The 17,772-nt window shown below is 73.9% G+C and carries 18 protein-coding genes; 9 read left to right on the forward strand and 9 right to left on the reverse strand.

Annotated elements, in window-relative coordinates; translation table 11 throughout:
* Positions 1-159: 159 nt before the first annotated feature.
* Together ACIQPQ_RS11160 and ACIQPQ_RS11165 are read left to right on the forward strand one after the other, a co-directional pair.
* Positions 160-1,125 (forward strand): alpha/beta hydrolase, encoded by a 966-nt coding sequence (locus ACIQPQ_RS11160; RefSeq protein ID WP_401302547.1) that lies wholly within the window; start codon positions 160-162, stop codon positions 1,123-1,125.
* A 58-nt stretch (positions 1,126-1,183) separates the two neighbouring features.
* Entirely contained in the window at positions 1,184-1,942 is a 759-nt protein-coding gene (locus tag ACIQPQ_RS11165; protein WP_401302548.1) for a maleylpyruvate isomerase family mycothiol-dependent enzyme, read from the forward strand.
* 64 nt (positions 1,943-2,006) lie between these two features.
* Here the strand turns inward: ACIQPQ_RS11165 and ACIQPQ_RS11170 are convergent, their stop codons facing one another.
* Positions 2,007-2,408 carry a MarR family winged helix-turn-helix transcriptional regulator gene (locus tag ACIQPQ_RS11170; protein WP_401302549.1) on the reverse strand — a complete coding sequence of 134 codons (402 nt, stop codon included), beginning with the start codon at positions 2,406-2,408 and terminating at the stop codon, positions 2,007-2,009.
* 85 nt (positions 2,409-2,493) lie between these two features.
* Here ACIQPQ_RS11170 and ACIQPQ_RS11175 point away from each other — a divergent pair, with 85 nt between their 5' ends.
* Both ACIQPQ_RS11175 and ACIQPQ_RS11180 read left to right on the forward strand, forming a co-directional pair.
* The gene (locus tag ACIQPQ_RS11175) at positions 2,494-4,050 is read left to right on the forward strand and encodes an MFS transporter (RefSeq protein WP_401302551.1); all 1,557 of its coding nucleotides are present in this window, start codon (positions 2,494-2,496) and stop codon (positions 4,048-4,050) included.
* 279 nt (positions 4,051-4,329) lie between these two features.
* Positions 4,330-4,614: a DUF6332 family protein gene (locus ACIQPQ_RS11180; RefSeq protein WP_401302552.1), complete on the forward strand. Its 285-nt coding sequence runs from the start codon at positions 4,330-4,332 to the stop codon at positions 4,612-4,614.
* Here the strand turns inward: ACIQPQ_RS11180 and ACIQPQ_RS11185 are convergent.
* From ACIQPQ_RS11185 to ACIQPQ_RS11195, 3 genes are all read right to left on the reverse strand, one after another.
* Entirely contained in the window at positions 4,575-5,240 is a 666-nt protein-coding gene (locus ACIQPQ_RS11185) for a response regulator (RefSeq protein WP_401302693.1), read from the reverse strand. The two genes, ACIQPQ_RS11180 and ACIQPQ_RS11185, sit on opposite strands and share 40 nt — an antisense overlap.
* Before the next feature lie 35 nt (positions 5,241-5,275).
* Positions 5,276-6,529 carry a sensor histidine kinase gene (locus ACIQPQ_RS11190; RefSeq protein ID WP_401302554.1) on the reverse strand — a complete coding sequence of 418 codons (1,254 nt, stop codon included), beginning with the start codon at positions 6,527-6,529 and terminating at the stop codon, positions 5,276-5,278.
* A gap of 143 nt (positions 6,530-6,672) precedes the next feature.
* The gene (locus tag ACIQPQ_RS11195; protein ID WP_401302556.1) at positions 6,673-7,362 is read right to left on the reverse strand and encodes a TetR/AcrR family transcriptional regulator; all 690 of its coding nucleotides are present in this window, start codon (positions 7,360-7,362) and stop codon (positions 6,673-6,675) included.
* 232 nt (positions 7,363-7,594) lie between these two features.
* Between ACIQPQ_RS11195 and ACIQPQ_RS11200 the strand changes: the two genes are divergently transcribed.
* A complete protein-coding gene (locus ACIQPQ_RS11200) occupies positions 7,595-8,056 on the forward strand; it encodes a nitroreductase family deazaflavin-dependent oxidoreductase (protein ID WP_401302558.1) in 462 nt (153 codons plus the stop codon).
* A gap of 149 nt (positions 8,057-8,205) precedes the next feature.
* On the opposite strand, the gene ACIQPQ_RS11205 is transcribed toward ACIQPQ_RS11200, so the two are convergent.
* Entirely contained in the window at positions 8,206-9,522 is a 1,317-nt protein-coding gene (locus ACIQPQ_RS11205) for a geranylgeranyl reductase family protein (RefSeq protein ID WP_401302560.1), read from the reverse strand.
* A 272-nt stretch (positions 9,523-9,794) separates the two neighbouring features.
* Between ACIQPQ_RS11205 and ACIQPQ_RS11210 the strand changes: the two genes are divergently transcribed.
* Positions 9,795-11,150, forward strand: coding sequence for a dipeptidase (locus ACIQPQ_RS11210; protein WP_401302561.1), 1,356 nt, complete (start codon positions 9,795-9,797; stop codon positions 11,148-11,150).
* 37 nt (positions 11,151-11,187) lie between these two features.
* Here the strand turns inward: ACIQPQ_RS11210 and ACIQPQ_RS11215 are convergent, their stop codons facing one another.
* From ACIQPQ_RS11215 to ACIQPQ_RS11225, 3 genes are all read right to left on the reverse strand, one after another.
* Positions 11,188-12,231: an NUDIX domain-containing protein gene (locus ACIQPQ_RS11215; RefSeq protein WP_401302562.1), complete on the reverse strand. Its 1,044-nt coding sequence runs from the start codon at positions 12,229-12,231 to the stop codon at positions 11,188-11,190.
* Between the two features lie 141 nt (positions 12,232-12,372).
* Entirely contained in the window at positions 12,373-12,567 is a 195-nt protein-coding gene (locus tag ACIQPQ_RS11220; protein ID WP_401302563.1) for a hypothetical protein, read from the reverse strand.
* Between the two features lie 242 nt (positions 12,568-12,809).
* Positions 12,810-13,763: an ROK family protein gene (locus tag ACIQPQ_RS11225; protein ID WP_383772744.1), complete on the reverse strand. Its 954-nt coding sequence runs from the start codon at positions 13,761-13,763 to the stop codon at positions 12,810-12,812.
* Between the two features lie 195 nt (positions 13,764-13,958).
* Between ACIQPQ_RS11225 and ACIQPQ_RS11230 the strand changes: the two genes are divergently transcribed.
* The 3 genes from ACIQPQ_RS11230 to ACIQPQ_RS11240 all read left to right on the forward strand — a co-directional run bounded on the left by ACIQPQ_RS11230 (position 13,959) and on the right by ACIQPQ_RS11240 (position 16,273).
* The gene (locus tag ACIQPQ_RS11230) at positions 13,959-15,008 is read left to right on the forward strand and encodes a LacI family DNA-binding transcriptional regulator (RefSeq protein ID WP_401302565.1); all 1,050 of its coding nucleotides are present in this window, start codon (positions 13,959-13,961) and stop codon (positions 15,006-15,008) included.
* Positions 15,009-15,015: 7 nt separating this feature from the next.
* Positions 15,016-15,789 carry a hypothetical protein gene (locus ACIQPQ_RS11235; protein WP_401302567.1) on the forward strand — a complete coding sequence of 258 codons (774 nt, stop codon included), beginning with the start codon at positions 15,016-15,018 and terminating at the stop codon, positions 15,787-15,789.
* 94 nt (positions 15,790-15,883) lie between these two features.
* Positions 15,884-16,273, forward strand: coding sequence for a VOC family protein (locus ACIQPQ_RS11240; RefSeq protein WP_401302569.1), 390 nt, complete (start codon positions 15,884-15,886; stop codon positions 16,271-16,273).
* 57 nt (positions 16,274-16,330) lie between these two features.
* Here the strand turns inward: ACIQPQ_RS11240 and ACIQPQ_RS11245 are convergent, their stop codons facing one another.
* A complete protein-coding gene (locus ACIQPQ_RS11245; protein ID WP_401302571.1) occupies positions 16,331-17,620 on the reverse strand; it encodes a DUF6986 family protein in 1,290 nt (429 codons plus the stop codon).
* Positions 17,621-17,772 lie beyond the last annotated feature (152 nt).

The following is a 17,772-nucleotide window of genomic DNA, read 5'->3' on the forward strand; positions in this document are numbered from 1 at the left end:
CGACGATTGTATCGACGTCGATTCCATCGCCTCAGAACAAGTCGTGCCCACATTGGTTGTGCACGACTTAATCGCACGCTACTGTTCTTCTCGTGCCACCGCTTCCGGCGCATCCCGCCGCCGAAGCGTGCCCGTGGCACCCGATCCGAGGAGATCGTCATGACCGAGACCCACCAGCGCCCCGTCCTGGAGCCCGAGGCCCAGGCGTTCGCGGAGGCGACGGCGAACCCGCCGTACCTGTTCGAGCTGGCGCCCGCCGAGGGGCGCAAGGCGGTCGACGAGGTCCAGTCGGGCCCGGTCGAGCTGCCCGAGGTCGACGAGGAGTGGATCACCGTCCCCGGCGGCCCCACCGGCAGCGTCCGCACCCGTGTCGTGCGGCCCGCGGGCAGCACCGGCCCGCTGCCCGTGGTCCTCTACCTCCACGGCGCGGGCTGGGTCTTCGGCAACGCCCACACCCACGACCGGCTCGTCCGCGAACTCGCCGTCGGCGCACGGGCCGCCGTGGTCTTCCCCGAGTACTCCCTCTCGCCGGAGGCCCGCTACCCGGTCGCCATCGAGCAGAACTTCACCGTGGCCCGCTGGATCGTCGAGGAGGGCGCGACGGAGGACCTGGACGGCAGCAGGCTCGCCGTCGCGGGCGACTCCGTCGGCGGCAACATGACCGCCGCCCTCACCCTGATGGCGAAGGAGCGCGGCGGCGTCCCCCTCGCCCACCAGGTCCTCTTCTACCCCGTCACCGACGCGTCGTTCGACACCCCGTCCTACCGGCAGTTCGCCACCGGCTACTTCCTGCGCCGCGACGCCATGCAGTGGTTCTGGGACCAGTACACGACCGACCCCGCCGAGCGGGCCCAGATCACCGCCTCCCCGCTGCGCGCCACCGCCGAGCAGCTCACCGGCCTGCCGCCCGCCCTCGTCATCACGGGCGAGGCCGACGTCCTGCGCGACGAGGGCGAGGCCTACGCCAACCACCTGCGCGCCGCGGGTGTCCCTGTCACGGCCGTCCGCGCGCAGGGCGCGATCCACGACTTCGTGATGCTCAACGCCCTGCGCCCCACGCACGCCGCGCAGTTCGCCATCACCCTGGCCGCGGACATCCTGCGCACCGCGCTCCACCCCGCCTGATCCGGCCGTATCGCGGACGCGGACCCCGGCGGCGCACTCCGTGCGGCACACTCTGCGCATGGAGACCGCCGAGTACGTCCGCGTCCTCGACCACCGGGGGCGCGCGCTCGCCTCGGCCGCCGAGGCGGCCGGGCCCGACGCCAAGGTCCCGACCTGCCCGGAGTGGCAGGTGCGGGACCTCGTGCGGCACACGGGCACGGTGCACCGCTGGGCCACCGCGCTGGTCGCCGAGGGGCACCTGTCGCCGCCGCCCGCGCACGACCCGCCGCGCGACCTGGACGGGGACGCGCTGGTGGAGTGGTTCCGTGCGGGACACCGCGCCCTGGTCGACACGCTCACGGCGGCGCCCGCGGACCTGGAGTGCTGGCACTTCCTGCCGGCGCCGTCGCCGCTGGCGTTCTGGGCGCGCAGGCAGGCGCACGAGACGGCCGTCCACGCCTTCGACGCCGAGACGGCCCTCGAAACCCCCCTGGAGCACAGCACCGACCCGCTCACCCCCGCCTTCGCGGCGGACGGCGTCGACGAACTCCTCCGCGGCTTCCACGCCCGCTCCCGCAGCAGGGTCCGCACGACGGAGCCCCGGGTGCTGCGGGTGCGGGCGACGGACGGCGGCGCGGAGGCGGTGTGGACCGTGCGGCTGTCCGCCGAGCCGCCGGTGGCGGTACGGGACGCGGCGGGCGAGGCCGACTGCGAGGTGTCCGGCCCGGCGGCGCGGCTGTACCTGGCGCTGTGGAACCGGACACCGTTCCCCGAGGTGGACGGCGACACAGGCCTCGCACGGCTGTGGCAGGAGACGTCGGCGATCACCTGGAACTGAGCAGGACCGCGCTCCGCACGACCACGGACGGGCCGACCGGCCGGCCCGTCGGACCGTCGGTCCCTCAGCCTGTCTGTGAGTCCGTCAGCATCTTCGTCAGTACCGAGCGCTGCACCGGAAGCACCTCTCCGTGCAGTGCTCGCCCCTTCCCGGTGAGGGCGACGCGGACGCCGCGACGGTCCTCGGCGCACATCTCGCGCACGACGAGACCGTCCTTCTCAAGCCGGGCGACCAGCCGCGACAGGGCACTCTGGCTCAGGTGCACGCGCTCGGCGATCTCCTGGACGCGGAAGCCGCAGACACCGGCGGGCGCGGGGGCGGAGAGGACGTCGAGGACCTCGAAGTCGCTTCCGCAGAGCCCGTGCTGGTGCAGCGCGCGGTCGAGTTCACACTGGGTGCGCGCGTGCAGGGCGAGCATCTCGCGCCACTGCTCCACAAGCGCTTCTTCGCCCTCATCAGCCGCCATGGGCGCACCGTAGCAGAGAACGGATTTAATTGCACCGTAATTAATTGCGCTTGCATTCGATGCATGCGCATGTAGTGTCTTCGGCATGACCTCTCCGCTCCCCTCCCCCGCGTCCTCGTTCGCCGAGGGCCGCTGGACCCCGCGGCTGTGGGGCACCCTGCTAGTGCTCTGCGCGGCGATGTTCCTGGACGCGCTGGACGTGTCGATGGTCGGTGTCGCACTCCCCTCGATCGGCTCCGACCTCGGCCTGTCCACCTCCACGCTGCAATGGATCGTCAGCGGCTACATCCTCGGCTACGGCGGCCTGCTCCTCCTCGGCGGCCGCGCGGCCGACCTGCTCGGACGCCGTCAGGTGTTCCTCATCGCCCTCGGCGTCTTCGCCCTCGCCTCGCTCCTCGGCGGCCTCGTCGACTCGGGTCCGCTGCTCATCGCGAGCCGTTTCATCAAGGGCCTGAGCGCCGCGTTCACCGCCCCCGCCGGCCTGTCGATCATCACGACCACGTTCCCGGAGGGCCCGCTGCGCAACCGGGCGCTCTCCATCTACACCACCTGCGCGGCCACCGGCTTCTCCATGGGTCTGGTCCTCTCCGGCCTGCTCACCGAGGCCAGTTGGCGCCTGACCATGCTGCTGCCCGCCCCGATCGCGCTGATCGCCCTGTTCGCGGGCCTGAAGCTCCTCCCCCGCTCCACCCGCGAACAGGACCACAAGGGCTACGACATCCCCGGCGCCGTCCTCGGCACGGCGTCGATGCTGCTGCTGGTCTACACGGTCGTCGAGGCACCCGAGGCGGGCTGGGCGTCCGCCCGTACGCTGCTGTCCTTCGTGGCCGTCGCCGCCCTGCTGACCGTGTTCGTCCGGGTCGAACGGCGCTCCCCCGGCCCGCTGGTGCGGCTCGGCGTCCTGCGGTCGGGCAGCCAGATCCGCGCCCAGCTCGGCGCGATGACCTTCTTCGGCTCGTACGTGAGCTTCCAGTTCCTGGCGACGCTCTACATGCAGACCCTGCTCGACTGGTCGGCGCTGCACACCGCGCTCGCCTTCCTCCCGGCCGGTGCGCTGGTGGCGCTGTCCTCGACGAAGGTCGGCGCGGTGGTCGACCGGTTCGGCACGCCGCGGCTGATCGTGGCGGGCTTCGCCCTGATGGTCGTCGGGTACGCGCTGTTCCTGCGGGTGGACCTCACGCCCGTGTACGCCGCCGTGATCCTGCCCAGCATGCTGCTCATCGGCGCCGCGTGCGCGCTGGTCTTCCCGTCGCTCAACATCCAGGCCACCAACGGGGTTCCGGACCACGAGCAGGGCATGGTGTCGGGCCTGCTGAACACGTCCATCCAGGTCGGCGGCGCGCTCTTCCTCGCCGTGGTGACGGCGGTGGTGACCGCGGGCGCCCCGGACGACGCCACCCCCCAGGCGGTGCTGGACAGTTACCGTCCCGGCCTGACGGTGGTCACCGCGATCGCCGCGATCGGCCTCCTCATCACCCTGACCGGCGTCCGCACCCACCGCGCACGGCCGACTGTCGTGGTCGCCAAGTCCCCGGCCGCAGACGCCGTTTCCCCCGCCGCGGACACCGTGTCGGTCTCCGCGGCGAACTCCACGACCACTGTGACGGAGGTGAGCGCGGAGCGCGTGGCGGTCCGCGACTAGGGCCTTTCTTTCGGATCTGGTCGGCCGCGAGGTGCGGTGCCTGTTGGCCTGACCCGAGCGGGGTCTGGTGCGTGCAGCTGCAAGGCGGAGGAGGGCGTCAACGCGGAGCGTTGGCAACCGACGACAACGCCGCTGGGGGTGCCCCCTCTGGGGGAGTGCGTGCCAGACCCCGCGACCGACGGCAAGATCCCAAAGAGAGGCCCTGGGGGGACACCTCCCAACTGTGCGCCCGGCGGGGGTGGTTGCCCCGCCGGGCGCACGGCTGTGACACTTTGCCCCATGACGGGTGACGGTGGACGGCGCACGCAGTCCCAGCGGGACGCGATGACGGTCGAGATCGGGTACGCCCTGGTCAGCGCGGTCTTCGCGGCGGCGGTGGTGTTCGGGGCGCTGGCCGGTCCCGCGCTGCTGTTCCGGCTCCCGGAGCGGCTGGAGTCGGTCCTGGTCCCCGTGGCGCTCGTCCTCGCGGGGGTGCTGTTCCTGGTCCGGGCGGTGAGCGTGCTGAGGCGGTTCGACGGGGCGGGTCAGCCGAGCCAGCCGGGCCGGACCAGCCCGGACTCGTAGGCCAGCACGACGAGTTGGGCCCGGTCGCGGACGCCGAGTTTGACCATGGTGCGGCTGACGTGGGTCTTGGCGGTGAGGGGGCTGACGACGAGCCGGCGGGCGATCTCCTCGTTGGACAGGCCCATGCCGACGAGGACCATCACCTCGCGTTCCCGTTCGGTGAGCCGGGCCAGTTCGGCGGGCGGGGCGGGTTCCTTGGAGCGGGCGGCGAACTCGGCGATCAGCCGCCGCGTCACCCCCGGCGACAGCAGGGCGTCCCCGGCCACCACCGCCCGTACGGCGCGCAGGAGTTCGTCGGGTTCGGTGTCCTTCACCAGGAAGCCGGAGGCTCCCGAGCGGATCGCCTCGAAGACGTACTCGTCGAGTTCGAAGGTGGTGAGGACGACCACCCGGACCGGGTCGAGCGCGGTGTCGCCGGTGAGGCGGCGGGTGGCGGCCAGCCCGTCGAGGACCGGCATGCGGATGTCCATCAGGACGACGTCCGGCCGCAGCGCGCGGGTCAGTCGTACCGCCTCCTCCCCGTCGGCGGCCTCCGCGACGACCTCGATGTCGGGCTGGGCGTCCAGCAGCGCCCGGAACCCGGCCCGCACCAGGGACTGGTCGTCGGCGAGCAGGACACGGACCACGGGCGAGGCCGTCCCCGGCTGTTCCGTGCGCGCGGTCAACGCGGCACCTCCCCGGCCCCGAGGGGCAGTACGGCGAGGACGCGGAAGCCGCCGTCCTCGCGCGGGCCCGCCTCGATCGTGCCGCCGAGCGCCGCAGCCCGTTCCCGCATACCGGCCAGGCCGTTGCCGCCGCCGCCCGCGTCCGTGCCGGTCGGCGGCCCGTCGTCGTCCACCCGCAGCCGTACCGTCCCGTCCGCCCGGTCCAGGCGCACCCGCGCGTGCCGGGCGGCGGAGTGCCGTACGACGTTGGTGAGGGCTTCCTGCACGATGCGGAACGCGGCGAGGTCCGCGCCGGGCGGCAGCCGGGGCGGCTCCCCGGTGACCTCGACGGTGAGCCCGGCGCGGTCGGCCTGCGCGACGAGGTCGGACAGCCAGTCCAGGCCGGGCGCCGGGGCGCGCGGGGCGGCGCCCGGACTGCGCAGGGTGTCGAGCACCTGCCGCACCTCGCCCAGCGCCTCCTTCCCGGCGGCCCTGATGGTGGTCAGCGCCTTGCGGGCCTGCTCGGGGTCGGAGTCCAGGAGCGCGAGGCCGGTGCCCGCCTGGACGGTGATGACGGAGAGGCTGTGCGCGACGACGTCGTGGACCTCGCGGGCGATCCGCAGCCGTTCCTCGTCGGCGCGGCGCCGGGCGGCCTGGGCGCGTTCGGCGCGCTCCCGGGCCCACTGCTCCCGGCGGGCGCGGACCAGCTCCGACACGGCGACGATCACCACGACCCAGGTGGCGACGACGACCTCCTGCCCGAAGGAGGCGGGCGCGTCACCGGACGGCGGCAGCCACCGGTAGAGCCAGTGCGCGACCAGCACGTGCACCGCCCACAGCGTCGCGAGGGCCGTCCAGGCGGCCCGGCGGTGCCCGGTGACCACGGCGGTGAAGCAGGCCACGACGACGGCCAGCAGGACCGGCCCGTACGGGTAACCGGCGCCGAGATAGAGGGCGGTGGCCGCGCAGGTGCCGAACACGACGAGGACCGGCCGACGGCGCCGCCACAGCAGCAGGACCGACGCGACGACCAGCAGCACCCGGGCGAAGAGGTCCGGGTCGGCCCGCGTGCCCTGCTGGGCGTGCGCCGCGAAGTCCGTGCCGCCCAGGACGAAGACGGTGATCAGGAGAGTGGACGGCCAGGGCCACCGCGCACGCCACTCACCGCTCCGGCGCGCGCCGCCTCCGAGCCGGGCCCAGGGCGGCCCGTCCCGCCACCGGCCCGCCGGACCCCCGCGCCCGCGCACCCCGGTTCCGCCCTCGTCCTCCATGGGAGCCACGCTAGACGCCCCCGCCCCCACCGGACGTCCCCCGGACGGGGTGACCGGGCGTACTCCCCGGGAAGTAGCCGCCGCAGCGGAACACCCCCGGCGTCTCGGCGCGTCGCGAGACCCGGCCCGCGTGTACGCGGCGGTCAGACGACGCCCACGCCCCGCGCGAGTCCCGTCACGGCGTGCCGGAAGAACGGCTCCCGGTCCTCCACCACCCGGTTGAACTGGCCGAACAGTTCGAAGCCGACCAGGCCGTAGAGCTGCGCCCAGGCCGCGACGAGAGCGGTGGCCGTCTCCGGCGGGAGGTCGGGCGCGATGTCGGCCGTCAGGCGCTCCGCCTCGACGCGCAGGTCGGACGGCAGCGCGGGCACGGGCCCCGGGGTGCCGCGGTGGGCGTCGCGCGCGATGCCGATGAGGAGGAGTCCCACGCGCGCGGCGGCCGGGACGGTCGTCCGGGGGGCGTGGTAGCCGGGCAGGGGGGAGCCGTAGATCAGCGCGTACTCGTGCGGGTGGTCCAGCGCCCAGGCGCGCACCGCCTCGCAGACCGCGATCCAGCGGGTCAGCGGCGCGGCGTCGGCGGTGGCCGCGTGGGCGGACTCGGCCCGCTCGCCGAGGGAGTCGTAGGAGTCGATGATCAGCGCGGTGAGCAGGTCGTCGCGGCTCGGGAAGTAGCGGTAGAGCGCGGAGGAGACCATGCCCAGCTCACGGGCGACGGCCCGCAGCGACAGGTCGGCGACGCCGCCGGCGGCGAGCCGGCGCCGGGCCTCCTCCTTGATGGCCGCCGTGACCTCGATCCGGGCGCGGGCGCGGGCTCCACGTGCGATGTCGCTCATGACCCCAGTCTGCCACGGCGGGAGAGCGGTGCACACAATTCGGATCACCGAACCAAAACGAGAGCAGTGCTCTTGCAATGCGATGCCGTCGGGTGCACACTTCGAGAGAAGCGAGAGCAGTGCTCTCGCGGAGTTCGGTGACACCGGTCCGCCGCACGACCCGGTCCGACGCCCTGACACCCGCCCGTACGCCCTCACGCCCTGACGTCTGTTCGCCCTGGAGGCCATCGCCATGTCCGCCCACGCCCATGTGAAGAAGCCCGGCTGGTTCACCGTCCACGTCATGAACCGGTCCGTGGCCTGGCTGACCCGCCGGGGACTCAGCGTCTGGGGATCGAGAGTGCTCGCGGTACGGGGCCGCAAGAGCGGTCAGTGGCGGACCACGCCGGTGAACCTGCTGACGGTCGACGGAGAGCGGTACCTCGTCGCCCCGCGCGGACACGTCCAGTGGACGCACAACATGCGCGCGGTGGGCGGCGGCGAACTCCGCCTGGGCAGGAAGGTCGACGAATTCACCGCGACCGAGGTCGGCGACGACGAGAAGGTGCCCCTGCTGCGCGCCTACCTCAAGCGCTGGAAGGCCGAGGTCGGCGTCTTCTTCGACGGCGTCGGACCGGACTCGCCCGACGCGGACCTCCGTCGCATCGCCCCCAACCACCCGGTGTTCCGGATCACGGTCACCGGGAGCCGATGAGCGGGCGAGCCGGTGAGGCGGCGGCCGTCGCGGCGGCCACAGACGCGGCCGGCCGGTCCCGCGACCGAGGCAGCCCTCACCCGGAGGCGGGGCGACGCGCCGATGCGTGAGACCGGCCCGCCCCCGGAACACTCCGCCCGAGACGCGCCTCAGCTCTCCGGCTGCTCGTCCAGCTCCGCCCCCGCGCCCTCGGCCTTCGGGTCGCCCGTGTCCTTCGCGGTGCCCGGCGTGGCCGTAGCGCCCCCGGCGGCGGCCTGCTGCCTGCGGTCCAGCGCGTTCAGCGCGCGCTGCGCCAGCGGATGGGAGCGGACCAGTTCACCGAGGGTCGTCCGGCCGCGCGTGATGTCGGTGAAGGAGCGCCAGGCCGGGCGGAAGCCGGTGAGGGCGGCGTGGAAGATGCCGGGCCGCTTCTCGAACAGGGCGAGCATGCGCTTGCCGACGCTCATCTCCACGCCGAGGCCCGCCTTGATGGCGAACGCGTAGTTGAGGGCCTGGCGCCGGGTGTCCACCGCGTCGTGCGCCTCGGCGATACGGACCGCCCACTCGCCCGCGAGCCGTCCGGAGCGCAGCGCGAAGGAGATGCCCTCACGGGTCCAGGGCTCCAGCAGACCGGCCGCGTCACCGCAGACCAGGACCCGGCCGCGGGAGAGCGGCGAGTCGTCGGTACGGCAGCGGGTCAGATGGCCGGAGGACACGCTCGGCTCGAACCCGGCCAGGCCGAGCCGTCCGATGAAGTCCTCCAGATAGCGCTTGGTGGCGGCGCCCTCGCCGCGCGCGGAGATCACGCCGACGGTGAGCGTGTCGCCCTTGGGGAAGACCCAGCCGTAACTGCCCGGCATCGGGCCCCAGTCGATGAGGACCCGGCCCTTCCAGTCCTCGGCGACCGTCTCGGGCACCGGGATCTCCGCCTCCAGGCCGAGGTCGACCTGGTCGAGCTTGACCCCGACGTGCGCCCCTATCCGGCTGGCGCTGCCGTCCGCGCCGACGACCGCGCGCGCGAGCAGCGTCTCGCCGCCCTGGAGGACGACCGCGACCGACCGCCGGTCCGGGACCGCGGAACCATGCTGCTCGACGCGGGAGACCGTGGCCCCGGTGCGGAGTTCGGCGCCCGCCTTCTGCGCGTGCTCCACGAGCTGCTGGTCGAACTCGGGCCGGTTGATGAGACCGAAGAGCATCTGCCGGGAGCGGCGGGTGCGGGTGAAGCGACCGTTGTGGGAGAACGTCACCGCGTTCACCCGGTCTCTGAAGGGGAGTTCGAATCCCGGGGGCAGCGCGTCGCGCGACGGCCCGATGATGCCGCCGCCGCATGTCTTGTAGCGGGGCAGTTCCGCCTTCTCCAGCAACAGGACGCGCCGCCCCGCGACCGCCGCCGCATAGGCGGCCGAAGCCCCCGCGGGTCCCGCGCCCACCACGACGACGTCCCACACCTGCCGCACGTCGTCCGCCGAAGAGTTCTCGCTGCTCACGATGGTCTACTGCTCCCGATCAAGCCGCCTGCCGCACCTGTCCCCCGCATCCTACGACCGAGATCGCCACGGTCCGTCGTGGGATGATCGCGCGGGTGCGCGCCCCCGGCCGGGAAGGCGCTTTCGGCCCCGCCCCGACGGGCGCGTACGCTCGCACGGTCACCCCCGGACGGACGCGCGTCGGCGCGGTCGTGCGGGCACGTACGGAACAACGGACACCCGTACGGACAAGTGCCCACCCGTACAACGTCGCACCCACAAGGAGCGTGCCCATGTCGTCGAATCCGCTCGCCGAGACCGTCGCCTCGCTGATGCCCAGGGCGAAGACGGAACTCACCGAACTGGTGGCCTTCCAGTCGGTGGCGGACTTCGACCAGTTCCCGCGCGGCGAGAGCGAAGCCGCCGCGCGCTGGATCGCGGACGCGCTGCGCGCCGAGGGCTTCCAGGACGTCGCCCTCCTCGACACCCCCGACGGCACCCAGTCGGTGTATGGCCTGCTGCCCGGCCCCGAGGGCTCCCGGACGGTCCTGCTGTACGCCCACTACGACGTCCAGCCGCCGCTCGACGAGGCCGCCTGGACCAGCCCGCCGTTCGAGCTGACCGACCGCGACGGCCGCTGGTACGGGCGGGGCAGCGCCGACTGCAAGGGCGGCTTCATCATGCACCTGCTGGCCCTGCGCGCCCTCAAGGCGGACGGCGGGGTCCCGGTCACGGTCAAGGTCATCGTGGAGGGCTCCGAGGAGCAGGGCACCGGCGGCCTGGAGCGGTACGCCGAGGCCCACCCCGAGCTGCTCACGGCCGACACGATCGTCATCGGCGACGCGGGCAACTCCCGCGTGGGCCTGCCCACCGTGACCGCCACCCTGCGCGGCATGACGCTGCTGCGCGTGCAGGTCGACACCCTCGCGGGCAACCTCCACTCGGGCCAGTTCGGCGGCGCCGCCCCCGACGCGCTCGCCGCCCTGATCCGCGTCCTCGACTCGCTGCGCGCGGAAGACGGCTCCACCACGGTCGACGGCCTGGCGGACGGCGCGCCCTGGCCGGGGCTCCAGTACGACGAGGAGCAGTTCCGCCAGGACGCCAAGGTCCTCGACGGCGTGGAGCTGATCGGCTCCGGCACGGTCGCGGACCGCATCTGGGCGCGGCCCGCCGTCACCGTCCTCGGCATCGACTGCCCGCCCGTGGTCGGCGCGACCCCGTCGGTGCAGGCGAGCGCCCGCGCGCTGGTCAGCCTGCGGGTGCCGCCGGGCACGGACGCCGCCGAGGCGGCCAAGCTGCTCCAGGCGCACGTGGAGGCGCACACGCCGTGGGGCGCGCGCGTGCGCGTCGAGCAGGTCGGGCTGGGCCAGCCGTTCAGCGCGGACACGACCAGCCCGGCGTACGCGGCGATGGCCGAGGCGATGGCGGTGGCCTACCCCGGCCAGGAGATGCAGTACGCCGGTCAGGGCGGCTCCATCCCGCTGTGCAACACGCTGGCCTCGCTGTACCCGGATGCGGAGATCCTGCTCATCGGGCTGAGTGAGCCGGAGGCGCAGATCCACGCGGTCGACGAGAGCGTGTCGCCCGAGGAGCTGGAGCGGCTGTCGCTCGCGGAGGCGCTGTTCCTGCGGACGTACGCGGCGAGCTGACGGTCCGCCGAGGGGGCCGGGGTCCGCGCGCGGCGGGTCAGCCGAGCGGGGTGCCGGCCTCCAGGTAGAGCGCGGCGCCGCGCTCGCGGGCGCGCAGAGCCCAGCGCAGCCGCTCGTAGCGGACCGGCGGGAGGAGTTCGGCGGCCTCCTCCTCGGTGACGAAGCGCCAGCCGCGCAGCTCGGGGCCGGGCAGGCGCAGGCCCGCGGCGGCCGCGGGGTCGAGGCGGCCGCCGTCGAAGAGGAGGCGGAGGCCGCCGTAGCCGGGCGGGCGGGGCCGTTCCCAGTCGACGACCAGCAGCCGGGGGACCTCGTCCAGGACGACGCCGGTCTCCTCGGCGACCTCGCGCATGCCCCCGCGCGCGGGCGCCTCGCCGGGCTCCACGACGCCGCCGGGGAACTCCCAGCCGGGCTTGTAGGTCGGGTCGACCAGCAGGAACCGGTCCTGTTCGTCGAAGAGCAGCACCCCGGCGGCCAGCGTCTCGGCGGTCGGCTCGGGCGTCTGCACGATGTCGCACGCGCGCGCGGCACCGCTGCCGACGGCCTCGGCGATCCGTACGGCGGTCTCGTACGGGGTCAGCGCTCCGGTGTCCACGAGGTGGGCGTCGGCGGCGAGCCAGGAGGCGAGGGCGGCGCGGTAGGGCTCGACGTGGTCGTAGGACCACTGCCGGACGCGTATCTCGCCGTCGGCGGGGTCCGCGGGTGTCTCCCGGTCGGCTATCCGCCTGCGCAAAATCGTTTCAGCCGGGGCCAGGAGCACATGGCGGACCGGGATGCGGCGGGCGGCGAGGCCCCCGAAGATCTCGTCGCGGTACTCCTGGCGCAGGAGCGTCATCGGGACCACCAGGGTGCCGCCCAGCTCGGCGAGGAGCGCGGCGGCCGTGTCGATCACGAGCCTGCGCCAGATCGGCAGGTCCTGGAAGTCGCTCACCCCGGCGAGGCTCTTGGCCGGCAGCAGCTGCGGCAGCGCCGCGCCGACGACCTCCGGGTCGAAGAGCGTGCTGTTCGGGATCAGGTCGATCAGCTCCCGCGCGGCGGTCGTCTTCCCCGCGCCGAACGCGCCGTTGATCCAGACGACGGTCACGTGTCCCCCTCTTCCGTTGGCCCCCTGTGGCTTGCCCGCTCCACCCTGCCACGGAAACCACCTCCCTCTGAGGCGGCACAACACCGTGGCGCCGGCCCCCGTTCTGCGGGGTGCCGGCGCCACGGCGGGGGGCGGGGGGCGTCAGCCGTTCTGGCCGAGCGCGTTCTCGTCGACGGCGAGGCTGTCGCTGGCGACGGTCTTGTCGAGGGTGCTGAGGGCGTCACCGACGTTCAGCGCGTCGAGGTCATCGGTCCCGTGACCGTGCGACGGCGTGATGGCCGCGACGACGAAACCGGTGGCGAGGGAGGCGATGGCGAGCATGCTGCGCTTCTTCATACCGGCAACAACTCCCTGGACGCCCAGAGGTCACGCGCGGGCGGGCAGGCGGTACACCATCGGCTGTGCAGGAGAGCGGGGCGGCCAGGGCCCCGGATCGGATGAGCGGGGATGGCGTGGAGGGTCGGCCGCCCGGCAGAAGGGCGGGCGAGCCCCAGAGAGCCCCCGGACCCAAGAGCGGCCGCGCCGCAGACGAACACCCCGCAGCAGACGGCCCCCGAACCGCAGCCGCCCCAGCCACCTCACACCCCCGCCGCCTCCACCCCCGTCCCGCTCGCCAGGGCGGCTGCCGCCGCGCCGACCAGGCCCGCGTCTGTGCCCATCTGGGCCGGTGTCACGGTGAGGCGGCGGACGAAGGAGAGGGTGGCGTAGTCGGCGAGGTGGCGCCGCAGGGGGGTGAACAGGATCTCGCCCGCCTTGCCGACGCCGCCGCCGATGACCGCGATGTCGATCTCGACGAGGGTGGCGGTCGCCGCGATGCCCGCCGCGAGGGCCTGGGCAGCGCGTTCGAAGGAGGCCAGGGCGACCGGGTCGCCCGCGCGCGCGGAGGCCGCCACGGCGGCGGCGGAGGTGTCGCCGTCCGGGCCGGGCCGCCAGCCGCCCTCCAGGGCGCGGCGGGCGATGTTGGGGCCGCTGGCGATGCGCTCGACGCAGCCGCGCGCGCCGCACGGGCAGGGGTCGCCGTCCAGGTCGACGCTGATGTGACCGATGTGGCCCGAGTTGCCGGTGGGGCCGGGGTGGAGGCGGCCGTTGAGGACGAGGCCGCCGCCGACGCCGGTGGAGACGACCATGCAGAGCGCGTTGTCGTGGCCCCGGGCGGCGCCCTGCCAGTGTTCGGCGGCGGTGATGGCCACGCCGTCGCCGATGAGCCGCACGGGGAGGTTGCCGGTGGCGGCGCGGACGCGTTCGACGAGCGGGTAGCCGCGCCAGCCGGGCACGTTCACGGGGCTGACCGTGCCCGTGGTGGCGTCCACCGGCCCCGCGCTGCCGATACCGAGGGCGTGCACGCGTACCCACAGCGGCGAGGCCGTCAGATCGGCGAGGACCCCCTCGACGGCCCGCATCACGGTGTCGCCGTCCTCCAGGGCGGGAGTGGGCCGCTGGGCGCGCAGCAGGATCGTGCCCGCGCCGTCCACCAGCGCCCCGGCGATCTTGGTGCCGCCGATGTCGAGTGCGGCCACGAGGTCGGTCTGCATCAGTTTCGGTTCTCCCCGTCCACCATCGGAATTGGGCCACGCCGGTCCCGCGCTGGGGGACGAGGGCCGGATCGTGCGCTGGACAGTCTCTCCCGCACCTGACAACGTTGTCCAGGGCCTATGCTCGACCGCGCGCCCTCAAACGCCTCAGAGGACGCACGCATTTCCGTGGACAACAGGACAGGACACCGCATCGTGCCCGAGACGCCCCGCCGCGCAGTCGGCATCTCCGGAAACCGCTACGGCAATCGTCCCACCATGAAGGACGTGGCCGCGCGCGCGGGGGTGGGTCTCAAGACGGTCTCGCGCGTGGTGAACGGAGAACCGGGCGTCACGCCGGACACCGAGCGGCGGGTCCAGGAGGCGATCGAGGCGCTGGGTTTCCGCCGCAACGACAGCGCGCGCGTGCTGCGCAAGGGCCGGACGGCGAGTATCGGCCTGGTCCTGGAGGATCTGGCGGACCCCTTCTACGGTCCGCTCAGCCGTGCCGTGGAGGAGGTGGCCCGCGCGCACGGGGCGCTGCTGATCAACGGCTCCAGCGCGGAGGACCCGGGGCGTGAGCAGGAGCTGGCGCTCGCGCTGTGCGCGCGCCGGGTGGACGGGCTGGTCGTCATCCCGGCCGGGGACGACCACCGGTATCTGGAGCCGGAGATCAAGGCGGGCGTGGCGACGGTCTTCGTGGACCGCCCCGCCGGTCGGATCGACGCGGACTGCGTGCTGTCGGACAACTTCGGCGGCGCCCGCGCGGGCGTCGCGCACCTCGTCGCGCACGGGCACCGCAGGATCGGCTTCATCGGTGACATGCCGCGCATCCACACGGCCGCCGAGCGGCTGCGCGGCTACCGCACGGCCATGGAGGACGCGGGGACAACCGTCGAGGACGGGTGGATGTCGCTGGGGGCCACCGATCCGCTGCGGGTGCGCCGGGCGGCCGAGGAGATGCTGACGGGTCCGTCGCCGGTCACGGCCATCTTCTCGGGCAACAACCGCGTGACGGTCACCGTGATCCGGGTCCTCGCCGAGCACGCGCGCCGGGTGGCGCTGGTCGCCTTCGACGACCTGGAGCTGGCCGATCTGCTCCAGCCGGGGGTGACGGTGGTCGCGCAGGACGCGTCGACGCTGGGCCGGACCGCCGCCGAGCGCCTGTTCCGCCAGCTGGACGGCACCCTCCTGACCCCCGAGCGGATCGAGCTGCCGACCCGGCTGATCGCGCGCGGCTCCGGCGAGTTCCCCCCGGCGGACTGAGCCGCGCGTGGGCACGGCGGACGGGGCGGGGCGCGTGGAGGGCGGGGAGTACGGCCTGGCGGCGCTGGGCCTCGCCGAGGCGCCCCGCGACCACCCGCTGTCGTATCCGGGCGCCTGGCCGACGCGCTCCGGGCTGCTGGACGGGGACCGGCTGCTGCCGCTGGAGGGGACGGAGTTCCCGGGGCGGACGCCGGTCCTGGCCATCGGCTCCAACGCGTCGCCGGGCCAACTGCGCCACAAGATGGACGCGTTCGGCCTCACCGCGCCGCTGCCGATGCTGCGGGTCCGGGTCACCGGCCTCGACGTGGGTGTCTCCGCGCACATCAGCCTGCACGGCTACGTGTCCGCCTCGCCGGTCCACGCCCCCGGCACCGTACGGGAGTTGTACGTCATCTGGCCGGACCCGGCGCAGCTCGCCGCCGTGGACGCCACCGAACCCCACTTCGACCGGGCCCGGTTGCCGGACGAGATCCGCGTCGAGGCGCTCAGACCGGAGGGCGGGGCGCGCTTGCTGCCGGACGTGGGCGTGTACGTCAACCGCCACGGCGTCCTGCGCGACGGCTCCGGCGCCCCGCGCGCCCATCCGGGACAGCGCGCCCTGATCACGGAACTCCTCGCCGGATCGGCCGGGTTGAGGGAGCTGTTCGGGACGACGCCGGAGGAGTTCTGCGCCCGCGCGCGGGCCGACGCGGAGCGGTGCGCGCGGGGCACCGGCCTCCTGGCGGGCGAGGGACGGGTCACGCGGTCCGGGCTGGAACACCTGGTGCGGGGCGGGGTCTGAACGGCCTAGGCTGGCGGTACGGCATCGCGTGTCGGTCACCGTCCGGGTGAGGCATGGAGGCGCCCGTGAGTGTGCCTTACGGAGGCATTCACACATGTCAGTCGAGTTGAACCACACCATCGTCCACGCCCGGGACAACCGGGAGTCCGCCGAGTTCCTCGCGCACGTCCTGGGTCTGGACGTCGGTTCCGAGTGGGGCCCGTTCGTGCCGGTCGACACGAGCAACAAGGTCACCCTGGACTTCGTCACCGTCCCGGCGGAGTCGATCGCCATGCAGCACTACGCGTTCCTCGTCTCGGACGAGGAGTTCGACGCGGCGTTCGCCCGGATCAGGGAGGCGGGGATCACCTACTTCGCCGATCCGCACGGCAGGCGGCCCGGTGAGATCAACCACCACCACGGCGGCCGGGGCCTGTACTTCATGGACCCGGCGGGTCACGGGATGGAGATCATCACCACGCCGTACACCTTCCCGGAGCGGTAGGCGGGCCTGAGCACGCGCGGGCCGGTCGGTGGGTGTGGAGCCCCCGGCCGGCCCGTCTCACGTGCGCCGTCCGGGCGGCGCCACGAAACCCTCCAGTTCCGCGCGGCCCAGTCCGGTCGCCGCGGTCACCTCGGCCGCGTCCAGGGCGCCGCAGTCCAGGCCGCGCAGCAGGTAGCCGCTGAGGGCCCTGGCGGTGGCGGGCTCGTCCATCACGTCGCCCCCGGCGCGCGCGGCGTAGCGGGCGAGCCGTTCGGCGGCCCGGTCGAAGCCCTCGCGGTAGAAGGCGAAGACGGCCGCGTAGCGGGTGGGGAGATGGCCGGGGTGCATGTCCCAGCCCTGGTAGTAGGCGCGGGCGAGGGCGCGGCGGGTGAGGCCGTAGTGGAGGCGCCAGGCGGCGTGGACGCGGTCGGTGGGGCCGACCGGCAGGACGTTGGTGGAGCCGTCGCTGACCCGGACGCCGGTTCCGGCGGCGGCGACCTGCATGACCGCCTTGGCGTGGTCGGCGACGGGGTGGTCGCTCGCCTGGTGGGCGGCGGAGACGCCGAGGGCGGCGCTGTAGTCGAAGGTGCCGTAGTGCAGGCCGGTGGCGCGGCCCTCGGCGGCCTGGATCAGGCGGGCGACGGTGGCGGTGCCGTCGGTGGCCAGGAGGGCCTGGCTGGTCTCGATCTGGATCTCGAAGCGGAGCCGCCCGGCCGGGAGTCCGTGCGCCTTCTCGAAGGCCTCCAGGAGGCGGACCATCGCGGTGACCTGCTCGGGGTAGGTCACCTTCGGCAGCGTCAGGACGAGCCCGTCGGGGAGCGGACCGGCGGCCGTGAGGCCGGTGAGGAAGATGTCGAGGGTGCGGATGCCCCGGGCGCGGACGTTCGCCTCCAGGCACTTCATCCGGATGCCCGTCCAGGGCGCGGCCGTGCCGTGCTCGTACGCCTCGGCGACCAGGCGGGCCGCGCGGGCGGCGGTCTCGTCCTCCTCGGCGTCCGGGCGGGGGCCGTAGCCGTCCTCGAAGTCGACGCGGAGGTCCTCGACCGGTTCGCGCTCCAGCTTGGCGCGGACGCGGGCATGGACGGGTTCGGCGAGGTCGTCGGGCAGGCCGAGGACGGCGGCGAAGGCGGCGGCGTCCGGGGCGTGTTCGTCGAGGGCGGCGAGGGCGCGGTCGCCCCAGGCGCGGACGGTGTCGGCGGTGTAGGCGTCGGCGGGGACGTAGACGGTGTGGACGGGCTGGCGGGTGCCGGGGTCGCCGGGGTAGTGGCGGGCGAGTGCGGCGTCGACCGGGGCGAGGGACGCGCCGACGGCCTCGGTGACGGATGCCGCGAGGCTGGTCGTGACGGTCTCCTGCCGGCCCTGGCCCATCGCGGCCCCTTCCGTTTCCGCCGTGCTCCGACGCGCTCGGCCTGTCCGACCACGTTCCGGACGTATTCCGCCGTACGGAATCAACAATCCGTTGAAGACAGCTAAGCGTGGCGTTTCCGCCTGGTCAACACCCCGCCCACGCGCCGGACACC

The organism is Streptomyces sp. NPDC091281 (assembly GCF_044757425.1).
Classification (GTDB): domain Bacteria; phylum Actinomycetota; class Actinomycetes; order Streptomycetales; family Streptomycetaceae; genus Streptomyces.

What these genes read in the sequence shown, in the direction of transcription:
- ACIQPQ_RS11160 (WP_401302547.1), top strand. Translation starts at nt 160, where the DNA reads ATGACCGAGACCCACCAGCGCCCCGTCCTGGAGCCCGAGGCCCAGGCG.
- ACIQPQ_RS11165 (WP_401302548.1), top strand. Translation starts at nt 1,184, where the DNA reads ATGGAGACCGCCGAGTACGTCCGCGTCCTCGACCACCGGGGGCGCGCG.
- ACIQPQ_RS11170 (WP_401302549.1), bottom strand. Translation starts at nt 2,408, where the DNA reads ATGGCGGCTGATGAGGGCGAAGAAGCGCTTGTGGAGCAGTGGCGCGAG.
- ACIQPQ_RS11175 (WP_401302551.1), top strand. Translation starts at nt 2,494, where the DNA reads ATGACCTCTCCGCTCCCCTCCCCCGCGTCCTCGTTCGCCGAGGGCCGC.
- ACIQPQ_RS11180 (WP_401302552.1), top strand. Translation starts at nt 4,330, where the DNA reads ATGACGGGTGACGGTGGACGGCGCACGCAGTCCCAGCGGGACGCGATG.
- ACIQPQ_RS11190 (WP_401302554.1), bottom strand. Translation starts at nt 6,529, where the DNA reads ATGGAGGACGAGGGCGGAACCGGGGTGCGCGGGCGCGGGGGTCCGGCG.
- ACIQPQ_RS11195 (WP_401302556.1), bottom strand. Translation starts at nt 7,362, where the DNA reads ATGAGCGACATCGCACGTGGAGCCCGCGCCCGCGCCCGGATCGAGGTC.
- ACIQPQ_RS11200 (WP_401302558.1), top strand. Translation starts at nt 7,595, where the DNA reads ATGTCCGCCCACGCCCATGTGAAGAAGCCCGGCTGGTTCACCGTCCAC.
- ACIQPQ_RS11210 (WP_401302561.1), top strand. Translation starts at nt 9,795, where the DNA reads ATGTCGTCGAATCCGCTCGCCGAGACCGTCGCCTCGCTGATGCCCAGG.
- ACIQPQ_RS11220 (WP_401302563.1), bottom strand. Translation starts at nt 12,567, where the DNA reads ATGAAGAAGCGCAGCATGCTCGCCATCGCCTCCCTCGCCACCGGTTTC.
- ACIQPQ_RS11225 (WP_383772744.1), bottom strand. Translation starts at nt 13,763, where the DNA reads ATGCAGACCGACCTCGTGGCCGCACTCGACATCGGCGGCACCAAGATC.
- ACIQPQ_RS11240 (WP_401302569.1), top strand. Translation starts at nt 15,884, where the DNA reads ATGTCAGTCGAGTTGAACCACACCATCGTCCACGCCCGGGACAACCGG.
- ACIQPQ_RS11245 (WP_401302571.1), bottom strand. Translation starts at nt 17,620, where the DNA reads ATGGGCCAGGGCCGGCAGGAGACCGTCACGACCAGCCTCGCGGCATCC.